Source organism: Paenibacillus sp. J2R1T-4, assembly GCF_059692235.1.
The window spans coordinates 1-14,374 of the sequence record NZ_JCAUBA010000038.1 but is presented as its reverse complement, the minus strand read 5'-3'; the positions used below and the strand labels follow the sequence as shown (position 1 = coordinate 14,374).

The window sequence follows — 14,374 nt, the reverse complement described above, 5'->3', positions numbered from 1 at the left end:
ACGGACTGAAGAGTTTAATGGACAGATATAACTCATTACGGAATATTTCATGAACCGCCGTATACCGAACGGTACGTACGGTGGTGTGAGAGGTCGGGAGTTAATCACTCCCTCCTACTCGATTCATCAAATGACATGCGTAAACTAATCACATCAGTTTGTCCTAATTTATTCCGACTTCCAAATACCTATTTCAGAACGAGCGTTCCATAGGTTTATTAAAATATTCAGTGGATACGTTTGATAAAGTAACTAGAAAACATACCAACTCCCAAAAGCCTCAATTTGCAAATCAGATTAAGGTGAGATAACTAAAATTCAGACCATACACAAAACCGCCGCTCCAGTTGAGGAATGGCGTTCTTCCCGCTGTAGACGATATAACTTTAGTATATATTGATAGATTCAGGGAGTACTATTTTCTAAGGAGGTGTTAATTTGGCACTTTTAAAGAAAAAAGCACTTATTAATCAATATCACTTTCTAATGTATATTAAGACAGGCGATCAGAGCCACTTAAAGGAGATAGTTAAGAAATAGGAATTATTATAGCACTGAAATATTGGTAGAATAGAGGCTGCGTATTATGGAAGAGATGAAGAGATGGGCAGAGAAGAACTTGAGAAATTTCATATTAGTTCTGAAGATTTCGTAAGGTCTTATGAGAAAGATCACGTCCGTCCGACCGTGCAAACCATCATGACCGGGAGTTGTTCGGGACAACAGTCCTCCCGGAACCCGACAACCGCCGGAGCCGAACGCAGGAACAGCAAGAGCAAGCATAGATTCAGCCACAGCATGGGTACTCGCTTGGCTTCGCTTTCTTGCTTTTGAGTTATTATTTGTCAAGGGGGTAGCCGCAAGCGGGGTGAGGCGCGAGTAAGACCCCGTTCAAAAATCGATGCTCCACAGAAGCAACTTCTGCGACTTTGATTGAACTTGAAATCGGTATTAGGATGGACTTACGAAAAGAGTCGATGCAACGCCGAGCGACCAGAAACCTTGTAGTGATGGGGGTTAAACAGGCAGATCGACACGAACCCCGGCGACGGCGGGCTTCCCGACCCTGTTGCCAAGCGGTCTGGTCATGTCAGAAAATTAGGGTATAGAACGGAAGCCATCTAGCCAGTCAAGCGCTGCCGGAAAGGAGGCGGCAACAACAGAAGAGACACGCTGAATTCTCGGTTCATTATGTCTCTCGCAGACCGCAAGCAACCTTAATGTTTTATACCGTCATTTTACAATAGCGCCCAGCGGGAAACAATCCGTTGGAGACGACCGTCAATGAAATTCGCGATCAATTGATTCGCGAGAAGGGCTATAAGGACGAAGTATTCTGCGATTGACGATCCCGGATAAAATTAGTAGACTAATAGTGCATATTCTATACTATGGTATTACCAATTGTATGATGAACAGGAAGGAGCGGCTTAGCTTGGGCTCCTTTTTTGTTCATGAAGGGGGAATCGGCGTTGAAACGGGATACCCGCTCCTATTTGTATCGGGTGGCAATCGTGCTGATCGTTGTGTCGCTCATTCCGGCTTTATTGTCAAGCGCTTACAACACGAATCTGTTTCTGAAGCAAACGATCCGTCTGGTCGACGCCAAAAACGGAACCGAGCTGACCCGCACCGCGACACTGATGGAACGGATGCTGCAGCAGATTATGGATTTCACCAGCACGACCGCCGGCGATGCCCGCTTCACCAACTTGCAGACGACGACGGAGCACTGGAAGGCGTGGCTTGAGCTGAACAAACTTTTGTATGTTAGTCCTTTCGTCACAGAATATATGCTGTATAACGGCGCCGAGCGGTCGCTGCTGATTTCCAATTACGGAATCGAGCGTAATCCCGAGCGGAGCGCCATTCCGTGGATTGCCTCGCAAACGCCGCAAATCCCTTTGTACCAGTACGAGATTAAGGCAGGATATTCGAAGCCAGGCAAACAGATGGCATCCATCGTGCATAAGCTTCCCGGGCTGCAAAAGGAACCGAACTATATCATCTTTAATGTAGATTTGGATAAAATGTATATGTCCTTTCTTAGCGAGCTGAATGGCAACGCCCAGATGTACAATTACTATTTGACCGATGCGAAAGGCACAGTTATGTATCACCGTGACATAGCATTGATCGGTACTGTGCTGCCGGAGCAAACGGGAAATTCCAATATTCAAGTCGACCGGATCAAGCTTGAGGCGTTTGACTGGGCTTTAGTCCGCGAAGTGAATACTCAGCTGTTGTACAAAGAGGCAGGAGCCCTCAAAAATAAAGTGCTGGCGGTATTGTTCACCGTCATCGGTGTCATGTCGGTATTTATCGTGTTTGGGGCACGCGTGCTGTATAAGCCCTTCCGCAGCTTTGTCGCTAGAGTGACGGAAAGTGAAGAGCAGCAAAGAAGATCGTTGCTTGAGCAGCAAAGAAGATCGCTGCTTGGTCGTTTCATTCGCGGGGAAACTCCGGTCAATCCGGACCTCGTCCGACGATTGCCTGAGATGTCGCCTTATCTCGTTGTAGCGATCATCACCCTAAAGCATCCGCAGGAAGGAAAGAAAACCGAGAACGCTGCCGCTTCCCAGATTCAGTACATTCAGCAGCGCATGGCTGCGTCGTCATCGTTCCGATTGGAGCCGTTCAATGTACCAAACGGAGATGAATTCATTCTGTTCCAGCTCGAGCATGAAGATATGAACCGGTTTATGACCGAGCTTTTGCTTGTGCTAGATCCTTCTGAGCTGGATTCGGTCGTCATTAGCATCGGCGGCATTCATTCATTGGAAGACGTTCATACGTCTTATATCGAAGCGTTGTACGCCTACAACATCGGCCGCATTTATACGGCGGACAGTCCAGTCTATTGTTTTAACAAGCTGCCGATGGACTATGAGGTCCCGGTGAAAGCCGCCGCTATTGAGGAGCTGGAGCTGGCGATCCGGCAGCAAAACGAACGGAGCTTTACGGAGGCGCTGAACGCTCTATTTTCCGGGAATCTGACTGTAGTGGAGTATAATCTTAATTTTTATCAGACGGTTACGCTGCTTCTTCGCATGTTCGGCCAGCATAGCTTAACGTTTATAAATGAATTGAATCAGCTTATTACGGACAGAGGGATTATGAACGTCACTGCGGTGAAGCAATTCCTGTTTGCGAAGTTTCATAGCTTCCGCGATTATGCCGAGGAAACGAAAGATTATGCAGACAGAATCCATGACTATATAGTCGCGCATTACACGGAAAACTTCTCGCTGGATGAGATGGCAGAACACTTGGGCCTATCGAAGCAGCATTTGATTACCGTATGCAAAAAAAGGTACAACCGGACTCCGATCGAATATTTGAACGAATTCCGTATCGAGGAAGCGAAGCGGCTGCTAGCCGACTCCCGAACGAAAATCGCCGACATCGGCACACGCTCTGGCTTCAACAGCAACAGTTATTTTGCCAAAGTATTCAAAATGTACACCGGCATCACTGCTTCCGAGTACAGAGAGCTTTTGTTTACGCGGAACATGGAGAAAAAGCCGCAACTCGCCGATAGCTGAACGATCGGTCCGACTCGCAAGCCGACAGGAAACACCGTCGGCTTTTTCACTTCCCGTGAAAATGAAATGGGGGAATATGAAGCGGGGGATATTTTTTTGTATCACAATATTCAACTCGTTGAACTTGGGACTGAAAGCCGCTCATTGCAACGGCTTTAATATATTGTAATTGAAAAGATCGCCGATGATCGGGTAGGCTGAAATTGTTCCGGCGTCCGGGGCCGAGATCGATATGATGGAGGAAAAAGGGGAGATGGTCCGATGAAGATGAAGAGGCGTTTTACAATGATTCCGTTGTTGCTGATGGCCGGTGCTTTGTTGCTGGCAGGCTGCAGCGGGGGTAGTACGGTCACGACCGGCGGCGATAAAACAACCACCGGTGGCCAAGACAAGGAAGAGAAAGCGACGGTGCAAGAAAAACCGAGGGAGCCCGCCGAAGTTGTATTTTACTCGCAGAACGGGATGACACCGGCCGATTTCGATAATCGGTTCGGCAACAGCCTGAGAAAGAAATTTCCCAACGACACGATCAAGTACATCCAGAATACGGGCAAAGGGATGGATGTTCCCGGCATGCTCGCCTCCAATACCCATTACGATGTTTATTTCGCCAATGTCGGTTATTTCGAAAACGAGGTCATCTCCTACGATTTGCAGTTGGACATGTCCGATCTGATCAAGAAGCACCAGCTCGATCTGAACCGGATTGACCCGTCGAACATTAGCGGCATCCAGAAATCGAGCTACGGCATGTATGCGCTTCCCGTCGTTGCCGATACGCTCGGCATCATGTACAACAAAGACATTTTCGATAAATTCGGCGTCCCCTATCCGAAAAACGGCGTCAGTTGGGGAGAAATCATCGATATGTCGCGCAAGCTGACCCGGACCGAGGGCGATAAAACATATGCCGGATACTTGCCGTTTACGAATTACATGCTGTCCATGAATCCGCTGTCCATTCCACTCGTTGACGAGAAGACGCAGACACCTACGATCAACCGGGACGAACGCTGGAAGAAATTTTACCAGACGCTGCTGATCGCCCCTGCCGAGGTAGCCGGCATTCAGGAATATTTGAAGAAACACAATGCCATCGACGGCTTTTTCAAAGATCAGGAAGTCGCGATGATTGGCGGGATGACAGCTTTCGTGGCCAATAGCCGCGAGGATCAATTAAGCAAATTCAACTGGGACTGGGTGCCGCTTCCGTCGTTCCAGGATTTTCCGAATGTGGGTGGACAGCCGTATACTCAATATTTCGGTATTACCCGGATGGCCAAAGACAAAAAAACCGCGGATGCGGCAATGGAAATGCTGAAGTATCTACTAACGGACGAATTCCAGGCCGAAGTTGCCAGAAAAGGCTTTATGCCGGTGGTGAAAAACTTGGATGTCAGGAAAGAATTCGGTCAGGGTACGAAGGTGAAGGATAAAAACTGGAACGCCTACTTTTACAACAAACTGGCGGAAGTTCCGTATAAAAGCGTCAATGAAATACCGATCGCCTCGCTGTATGTTGCGAATATGAATAAGGTTATGATAGGCGAGATCGACGTGAATACCGCATTGCGGTTGTCGGAAGAGAGCGCTACGAAAAAGCTGCAGGAGCTGAAAGCGAAGTAAACTGCCGCAGGACGGCTTGGGAGCATAAGGAGGGCTTGAATCGATGCGTTCATACAGAGGGATCAAAACGATGCTTGCCCCAATGCTCCTGATCGTTCTCCTTGCATCGGCTTCTTGCGATTCGGCTGCTCCGGAGCAATCAGGTCCGAACGACGGCCAACCGATATCGAGCGGAATTCGCATCGTCGGGCTGAATTGCAGCCCCTCCTTTGACCGGCAAACGGCTGAGGAGAAGCGGGTGCATGATCGAATATTGGAGCAAACGGGCGCTGATGTGCGCATCGTCTTCTCGGATGGGGGATCAGGTGGGCCGTGCCGGTCGAAGCGGGCGGCCATGCTGTCCTCCGGCGAGCAGCTGGACTTCGCCGAATTATCGATAACCGAGGCGGTACAGGCGTTTAACGAAGGGCTCCTTTTGCCGCTCAACGATCTGCTTGACCGGTACGGGACCCATCTCAAGAAAAACGTCGTACCCGAAGCGTTCAAGCTGGCGACGTATGAAGGGAATATTCTCGGTATTCCGATCGAGAACGGTCTGCATACGTTCAACGCGCTGCAAATCCGCGCTGACTGGCTCGCCAAGCTGCAGTTGCCGCTCCCGCGAACGATAGACGAATTTGAGCAAGTGTTGAAAGCGTTCAAGGAGCAAGATCCCGACGGTAACGGCAAGATGGACACAGTACCGCTTACCGTTGCATCGGGCGGCGCGTTTAACATGCTGGAGGGCGTTCTCGGCTCGAGCTTTCTGCCGCAAGGCTATGCCTGGTGGCAGGACGCCGACGGAAAGTTGAAGCCGCCTGAGCTTCATCCTGCCTATAAGCAGTTTCTTGCCAAGCTCGCCAGTTGGAACGAGAAAGGATATTTGTGGTCGGACTTACTGTTGTCGGCTGCAGACAAACAACAGGAGCTGATTGCCGATAACCGGGCAGGGGCGGTTGCCGCCACGTTTTCGGGAACGATAGTAAACGCCGGCGAGGTGCTGAGGAAATCCGTCCCAGATTACAACTATGTTCCGGTTGTGCTTGAGGGCGAACAAGGCCTCAATCGTTTGCCTGTCTCGCCGATCGCTAACTCGGTCTGGGTCATTTACAAAAAGAATGCCAGTCCCGAAACGGTTTTAAAGTTTTTTGACTACCAGGGAACTTACGAAGGTAACATGCTGACCTCGTTCGGTATCGAAGGCGACAACTACACGGCGACTCCAGACGGGATGGTCGAATTTATCTCCGAGGACAAAACCGATTTGGCCAAAGCGCATTATTACGCCAAATACAAAACGGTGTTTATTAACTGGCCGGGCAAACCGGTATGGCCGGTTAACGCATGGACATTTGCAGAGTACAATTTGAAGCGGGAACAGGTAAACCGGCTGCCGCGATTCGAACCGATCGATTATGGCGTGTATTACGATACGACCAAATGGCAGTCGTATCCGAAGCTTGGTGCTTTGAACGATTATCTTAGCGAGCAGAAGGTGCGGGTGTTAAACGGCGAAATACGCACCGCCAGCTGGGATGGCATCATGGCGCGTTGGCTCGAAATGGGAGGCTCGCAAATGATCGACGATCGCAACAAGCAGTATGCCGCGTCCGTGAACCTGAGGGTATCTCGGTAAAGACGAATATTTGACCTAAAAATCGACTTAGATGAGGTGAATAAAATATGGAGCAGCAAGCGGGGAAAGGTTTGGAGCAGGAGCAGGAACGGCCGGAGGAATCCGGCAGCCATATTAGCCGCAGAAAGCTACTAACGTCATTCGGCATGGCCGGTGTGGCCCTAGCCGCGGGCAGCATACTCGGGGGATCGTCAACGGCTTACGGGCAAGAGGCTTCATCTGGCAAAATTCCCCCAGGAATAGCGGCGAAGCTTGAGCATAACGAATTGGCAGGTCGTGATATGGCTGAAGCACATCCAGCGAGTGCTATTCTCGATAGTAGCGGAAAAACACAGCAAGAGATTAATGGAGCATCCGTCTACACCGTTGAATCTATTTCTGAAATGTTATCTCTGAATAGTAATTTTCAAACCAGAACGATCAGAATAAAAGGCACTGGCGCTATGTATATTTACAATTCTGATAAATCGAGTGTAAATGACGGATTCTACACATTGAATGGCTGGGTGCTTGTTGGTTATTATGATCAACTATTAGCAACTCTTGCGGGTTTACAGGGTGATGGTACCAATGAATACACAAAACTCCAAGCACTATTTGATGTTTCTGCAACATTTAAATTACCTATCAACTTATGTGGCTTGAATATTAGCACATCAAGCTTGACCGCGATTGGTGATATTAAACTTATCGGTTCTGGCGGCATTAAATTATTCGCAGGCTCAAACGCAACTCTCTTAAACACTGCTTATAATTTAATTATTGATGGCGACATTGAAATTGATCAAAACAAGGATAATAATGCAGGTGGAACCATTAAGTCAGAATCTCATTGCTCTATTAAGCATTCAGGCGATTCATTAATTTTAAAGGGCGCTAAATTTAAACCATCTGTTTCAATCAACATTGTTACCCGAGCCAAGAAAAAACTGATATGTGAAAACATTGAAGTTGATAGCGGTATGATTGGATTATATGCAATTACACCTCTTGCGAAAGTTTCAATTACCGGCGGAGAGTATAAGAATGCATCTTTGTATGATAATATTCAAATCTTAAATGGCGAAGATGTTTATATTAGCGGCGTCACGTCACATGATGCTCAACGTAGCGGAATTGTAGTAAGCAATACAACTAAGAAAACACGCATTATTGGTAATTTGTGCTATGGCAACAAAAAGGATTCTGCAAATCAGGGTGGTTGGGGTATTGTTTGTTCTGTAAATACTTTAAATAGTGTCGTATCATCAAATATTTGTATCGGGAATCAAGTTGGCGGGATCACTCTTGATACATACCCGGCGCCAGGTGTTGAAAGTCTTGATAGTAAAATTTCAGTTGTCGGCAATATCATTCACGGATTGTTTAATGGCACGTATAGTACAACAGGGATTAGTTTAAATGACGCTCAACATGTAGTTCTATCAGCAAACAATATTTACAAAGTCGCACAAGGTATTCACACAGATAGGGCAAATTATGCGAACATCGTTGGTAATACCATTCAAGACGTTAGCGCTTTTTTCATACAATTATATAGGTCCAATCGTGCAACTATAAAAGGTAATAGATTGGATGGTTGCTCTAATCCACCAGGCGGGGCTATAGCTTGTATCGATTCGTATGCTGCCGATATATCGGGTAACACGCTCACAAATTTAACAGGTAATTCTGGGAGCGTATTTAGGGTTAGTGGAAATTCTGCTGATTCGGTAGTTCAGGGTAATACAGTTATTCGTGATGTCGTTGGGAGCGGCTATGTGTTTCATATTTTAGGAGCCGCCAATACGGGTGGCATGATTAAAGGGAACATCATTAAGTCGAAAGTGTCCGGCGGATGGCAGTGGTATATCGTATCGGACAATAACGCACAATTTTCATCTTTCGACAACATTATTGAAGCTGCCGGAACTTCTTATATTTATCAAGGTGCAAATGCGACTGCTGGTGATGATACCGTAAATGGCAGCCGAAATGTTTGGACGACAGCGCCATCTTTCAAATCAAGAATTGGACAAGTAGCGGTGATTTCAAATGCATTAAAATACTGGAGTGGAACTACATGGCTATAAATGGAGCTGTCCTATTTAGTATTGAAAATATAGGAAAATAAAGGGGTATAACATGATAAACATTTCATCCAAACGCGAATGCTTTTTCGACGACTATTTGATTGACAATGCCAAAACGACAGCAGAATTCCGCTTGCATGAACCGACTCGCCGCGAGATCGCAATAAACCATGATGCATCATGGGAGGGCAACGGTTGCAATTACCACAATATTTTACATGACAACGGGATATACAGGATGTACTATCTTGCCTGGCAGATGTATAGCCCTGACAACAAGGATCACACGACGAATGGCATTCGTGTTTGTTATGCCGAAAGCCGCGACGGAATTACATGGACAAAGCCTGCCCTCGGAATCTGCGAATGGGAAGGCTCGCGCGAGAACAATATTATTTTGGACAAAAATACGAATAATTTTGATAACTTTATGGTCTTCCGCGATGATAACCCTGCCGTTCCTGCGTCCGAGAAATATAAAGGCGTTGGAAAATATAATAATCCGGAGTTTGGGCAGCGAATTGAGCTGCGAATGTTCACAAGTCCCGACGGACTTCACTTTACAATGGGCGATATTATCACTACAAAAGGATATATGGATTCTCTCAACGTTGTTTTCTGGGACGAGCTTGCGGGGATCTATCGCGGATATATACGCGGGTTCCACAATATCATAGGCGACGACTGGAACGCCGGAATACGAGATATACGTTACATTTGGTCGGAAGACGGCAAAAAATGGAGCGACCCCGAACTGATTAGTTTTGGAGACTCGGAGGATTATCCGCTGTATACAAACTGCGTTTCGCCCTATGTCCGCGCACCGCATTTGTATATAGGTTTTCCGTCGAGATATGTAGAACGCCCCGAATGGAGCGACAATTTTGAGCAGCTTGGCGGAAAAGAAAAACGTCTTGAACGCATGTTGCCCTCGAAGAATCACAAGCGCTACGGGCTTGCGGTTACAGACTGCGTATTTATGGTTTCCCGCGACGGTATAAATTTTACGCGGTATGATGAGGCTTTTATGCGCCCCGGTATGGAAAACGGTTCAAATTGGGTTTACGGAGACTGCTTTCCGGCACGCGGGCTTATCGAAACGCCTCCCCTTGTAGAAGGTGAACCGCACGAGTTGTCGTTATACAGTTTTGACAATCATTGGATGGATGTGCCGGCACAATTGTGGCGATATACCATACGCTGCGATGGGTTCGTTTCGCTGCACGCCGGTTATACCGAAAGAGTCATAACCACCAAGCCGTTTACCTTTACAAGCGGTGAGATGAGGATTAACTTTTCGACATCGGCACGGGGTTATATATACTTCACTTTGCGGTCGTCCACGGGAGAAACACTTGAAAGCTGCGAGATTTTCGGTGATTCCATTGACCGAGTAATAACCTTTGATAATGATGAGCTTGCAAAATTTGCAGACAAAGAAGTAGTATTGACCGCGCGGATGCGCGACGCGGATTTATATTCGATAAGATTTGCTTGATTACTTCGTCGAAAAGATTCGAGGAGAGCGAGCTCGGCGGGTCGTTTCTGTGACGATGCGCAAGCCGCATCAGCGAACCCCGAGCAGCGGCACGGCTGGCATTTCTCGAAGGAACAGAACGGGGGGCTCATCCAGGACTTGTTCATCCACGATTTCGATCTGCTGCGCTGGTGGACCGGCCAGGAGATCGAGCGGGTGGACAGCCTGATGACCAAGACGATACTCCCGGAGTATCCGGGCTTCTAAATATATTTCCTGGATGTGCCTGTATTATTATCGAAATTAAACATATGCGGAGGTAACTATGTTGTATCCCGGCTATGCAGAAAACAAAGATGTCGAACCGCTGAGTCTCCCCCATTTTCCAACCATTCAGCAAACGGTGGTATGGCGCAATTGGGAGCTTGTTCCGCTAGACAGATTGGCCAAGATTCTCAAAACGACGGAAGAAAATGTGCTTACGCTTGCGCGGGATATGGGTCTTCGCGTTCCTCACCGCATCGACGAACAATGGCTGATCCGCGGGTATATTACGATCATACGCACCAATTGGCATATTCTTCCCTACAATCAGCTGCTGGAGCTGCTCGGTTGGAGTCCCGACATGCTTGCTTATGCGCTCAAAGAGGACGATTTTCTTTGGGTCAAATTGGGCAATGTAAAGCCTGCGGTCGAGCCGGTCGCTTACATACCGCTTACACGGGACGAGGAGCTTCGCACCCGGGAAATACGCGAGACGATCGATGCACATTTTCCGCATAGCCGGGACGAAAGTCCGGTCAAACCTTTTGATTTCTTGAATACCTTTACATGCAATTACAAATCCGCTGAGCCGTGGGCAGTCTCGGCTAATCCCGACGAAGTGCTGTTGAGCAATGAATGGACGATCGTCTATCCCGAAGGGCGGGAAAGGGTCGAAAAATTTGCGCGCCGCTTTGTAGCCGAGCATGAAGCGGTATGGGGAATCCGGTTATCCGTTTCGCCCGTTCCTGGCTCCGGCCCCCAAGACGGTGCAAACACAGCCGATCAACGCTATATCGGCGTCGTCCCTCAGCGTATCCTCTCGCTATCCATTAAGCCCGATTCCGCTTTATTATCCGAAAGCCATCGTATCCGGGTGAGCGCAGAGCGCATCGATATCCAGGCCGTCGACGAAGTCGGGCTGCTAAGAGGCTTGAACTGGCTGCAAAAAAAGATGGAAGAGCGCAACGCGCCTTATCTTGAGCCTAAATCAACCGTGCGCAACACCCGCTTCGATCTGCGCTATGTGTATTCCTACTTCGCCGTATACGGAGATCCGCTGCTGGACGCCGACGTCGACCCTTATCCGGAAGAGCTGCTGTCGCAGCTTTCCAAGCTGGGCATTAACGGCGTTTGGCTGCAGGCCATACTTTATAAGCTGGTTCCTTTCGTACACGCGCCGGAGTTATCCGTCAATTGGGAGAAGCGCATTGAAGGCTTAAAGAGACTCGTCGACCGTGCGGCGGACTACGGAATCGGCATCTACTTATACTATAACGAGCCGCGTGCGATGCCTTTGTCATTTTTTGAGAAATTCCCGGACTGGAAGGGACATGCCAGTGTAGAGGATGCATCGCTTTGCACTTCGCATCCGGAAGTTCAAGACTATCTCAGAACGGGTACGGCGCGGTTGTTCACGGAAGTTCCGAAGCTCGCCGGCCTCTTCACGATCACCATGTCAGAAAATTTGACGAATTGCTTTTCCCGAGCCGGCGGCGGAAACACGAATTGTCCGCGCTGCGCAAGCCGATTGCCACATGAGGTCGCATCGGAGGTCAACCGGATCATTGCCGAAGCTGCACATAGCGTGGCGCCCAACGCCAGAATCTTATGCTGGACTTGGGGATGGACGCAATGGCTCGGATGGAGCCCCGACACGATAGATGAAGCCATCGGTTTGCTGCCCGATCGCGTAAGCGTGATGAGCAACAGCGAGGAAGGCCTGATTACGAATATCGGCGGCGTCGAAGGGCATGTGGTCGACTACTCCATTTCGCAAGTGGGCCCCAGCAAGAAATCATTGCGCATTTGGAGCAAGGCAAGGCAAAGAGGTTTATCCGCCGTAGCCAAGGTGCAGTTCAATATCACCTGGGAATGCGCATCCGTTCCTTACTTGCCTACTATGGATCTGCTGGAGCGGCATTTAAACAACCTGCAAAAGTCGGGCGTAAGCGGACTGATGCTCAGCTGGACGCTCGGCGGCTACCCTTCCTTGAATTTGGAGTTCGCTTCCCAATATTACTGGGACACGGAACAATCGAGCGTCAAGGGGCCCGAGCTTGTCGCTGGCAAAGTATTCGGCGCAGAAGCAGGCGCCGTCGTCAGGGAAGCTTGGAGCGCATTCAGCAGTGCATTCGGGCAGTTTCCTTTCCACATTAGCGTTGCCTACACCGCGCCGCAAAATATAGGGCCGGCCAATTTGCTGTACGACAAGCCGACAGGCTTTGCCGCCACCATGGTCGGCATTCCCTACGACGATCTGAAGAGCTGGCGATCAATTTATCCGGAGGAAATATTCGAGGAACAATTTCAAAAGGTTGCCGACGGCTGGAAACGGGGTATCGGCATTCTTCAGGAAGCGGAACCGTTCATCGACCGCTCGGACAGCAGGAAGAAGGCCGCATTCTTCGATTTGCTGCATGTGGCAAAGGCGGCGTACTGCCATTTTAAAACTTCGCATTTGCAAACGAAATTTGTAAGACTTAGGGATAAGCTGGATACCGCCGCAGACGAACCGCAATTCCAAGCCATCAAAGCTCAGCTTTACGTCATTATCGAAGAGGAGATCGAACTGGCCAAAGCGTTGTACGATATCGTCCGGAACGATTCCCGTATCGGCTTCGAGGCGAGCAATCACTACTTCTATACGGCCCAGGATCTCATGGAGAAAATAATCAACTGCATGCATGTGCGTCAAAGGCTCGAGGAACGCAAATTGCAGTTACGTTAGAAGCAAAAAACCGTTCGACGATTACCGCTTACTTCTCCCCCCTGGTTTTGATTATGTCGTGACAATGAATGAATCCTGATGCAGAGCGATTGTTGAACGAATCAATGAGCAGTTTGCCGCGGCAACTGCTCATTGATTTATTCTGTAAACAATATGTTTTTAAAGTACAGGAGTGAACATAAAGTCCGCCACGGCCGCCCTTACCGCTTCAGCCGTTTCATAGCGTATAGTATCGAACGGTTTGAAATCGTTCGTGCTGACATACGACCATACGACCGGAGCTTCCGCGACCGAGACATTCAAGTCCAGTTCCGGCGCATGACAAGTCAGCACAAGGCCGCCTGCCCCCGGCGCATCCAGCGCGTTCGCATTGTTTGCGGCGCCGCCAAGCTCGCCGCGCCGCACCTCGGTCCGCAAGCCATTCTCCCGCTTCGTTTGAAATAGCCAGGTTAACTGCTGCGATTCGTCCAGAACGATATAGTCCTGCATGCGGATCGGCTTTCCTTTCTCCACGAAGAATTCGCGTATGTAAGCCGCTATTCCCGCCTCGTCCGGAGCAATCAGTGTTGGAGACATTGGGATAACATCGGTCAATGCAGATAGCGAAATCGTGGTCATCACGAATTCCGGTACTACGGATGTGAACATGAGTAGTTGGAAACTCATAAGTGTGACGGGTGACCAATCGTACACTTTCCCAGCAGGATTTGTTTTAAAAGCGGGAACGTCTGTTAATCTGTTGAGTGGTCCAGATGCTAAAGCAGGAGAGGGAATACTAGTTTGGACTACGAAATACATATGGAATAATGAGGATCTAGATCCTGCGGCATTATTTGATGCGACAGGTGCAAAAGTAAGCGAGCACCAGTAAAAGCGTGTTATTTTGTTAAGGTGCAGTCCCATGAATAGAGAGCAGCTGAGGCTGCTCTCTATTTGTATGTGCGCCCAGCATGGGCGCTATCTCTAGGGTTCAAGTCCCGAATGGTGAAGGCAGTAGTAACCATAGCTTAAGACAAGGGTGTCGACCGTGAGGTCGAATCTGAAGGA

At 48.7% G+C, this 14,374-nt stretch carries 9 protein-coding genes and 1 pseudogene; 9 read left to right on the top strand and 1 reads right to left on the bottom strand.

What is annotated here, in order from left to right:
- Nucleotides 1–603 precede the first annotated feature (603 nt).
- The 8 genes and pseudogenes from AC58QD_RS32255 to AC58QD_RS32220 all read left to right on the top strand — a co-directional run bounded on the left by AC58QD_RS32255 (nt 604) and on the right by AC58QD_RS32220 (nt 13,327).
- Nucleotides 604–834 (top strand): hypothetical protein, encoded by a 231-nt coding sequence (locus tag AC58QD_RS32255; RefSeq protein ID WP_497339159.1) that lies wholly within the window; start codon nt 604–606, stop codon nt 832–834.
- 638 nt (nt 835–1,472) lie between these two features.
- Nucleotides 1,473–3,545 carry a helix-turn-helix transcriptional regulator gene (locus AC58QD_RS32250; RefSeq protein ID WP_497339158.1) on the top strand — a complete coding sequence of 691 codons (2,073 nt, stop codon included), beginning with the start codon at nt 1,473–1,475 and terminating at the stop codon, nt 3,543–3,545.
- Between the two features lie 261 nt (nt 3,546–3,806).
- Nucleotides 3,807–5,171, top strand: a complete 1,365-nt coding sequence (locus AC58QD_RS32245; RefSeq protein ID WP_497339157.1) for an ABC transporter substrate-binding protein — start codon at nt 3,807–3,809, stop codon at nt 5,169–5,171.
- 43 nt (nt 5,172–5,214) lie between these two features.
- Nucleotides 5,215–6,786: an extracellular solute-binding protein gene (locus AC58QD_RS32240; protein ID WP_497339156.1), complete on the top strand. Its 1,572-nt coding sequence runs from the start codon at nt 5,215–5,217 to the stop codon at nt 6,784–6,786.
- A gap of 47 nt (nt 6,787–6,833) precedes the next feature.
- Nucleotides 6,834–8,858, top strand: a complete 2,025-nt coding sequence (locus AC58QD_RS32235; RefSeq protein ID WP_497339155.1) for a NosD domain-containing protein — start codon at nt 6,834–6,836, stop codon at nt 8,856–8,858.
- A 52-nt stretch (nt 8,859–8,910) separates the two neighbouring features.
- Complete coding sequence (locus tag AC58QD_RS32230) at nt 8,911–10,356, top strand: hypothetical protein (protein WP_497339154.1); 1,446 nt, start codon at nt 8,911–8,913, stop codon at nt 10,354–10,356.
- 81 nt (nt 10,357–10,437) lie between these two features.
- Nucleotides 10,438–10,602 (top strand): annotated as a pseudogene (locus tag AC58QD_RS32225) (Gfo/Idh/MocA family protein); the annotation flags it as partial.
- A 58-nt stretch (nt 10,603–10,660) separates the two neighbouring features.
- A complete protein-coding gene (locus AC58QD_RS32220) occupies nt 10,661–13,327 on the top strand; it encodes a hypothetical protein (protein WP_497339153.1) in 2,667 nt (888 codons plus the stop codon).
- 159 nt (nt 13,328–13,486) lie between these two features.
- On the opposite strand, the gene AC58QD_RS32215 is transcribed toward AC58QD_RS32220, so the two are convergent.
- Entirely contained in the window at nt 13,487–13,975 is a 489-nt protein-coding gene (locus tag AC58QD_RS32215; protein ID WP_497339160.1) for a hypothetical protein, read from the bottom strand.
- Here AC58QD_RS32215 and AC58QD_RS32210 point away from each other — a divergent pair.
- The gene (locus AC58QD_RS32210) at nt 13,938–14,198 is read left to right on the top strand and encodes a lamin tail domain-containing protein (RefSeq protein ID WP_497339152.1); all 261 of its coding nucleotides are present in this window, start codon (nt 13,938–13,940) and stop codon (nt 14,196–14,198) included. The two genes, AC58QD_RS32215 and AC58QD_RS32210, sit on opposite strands and share 38 nt — an antisense overlap.
- Nucleotides 14,199–14,374: the final 176 nt, after the last annotated feature.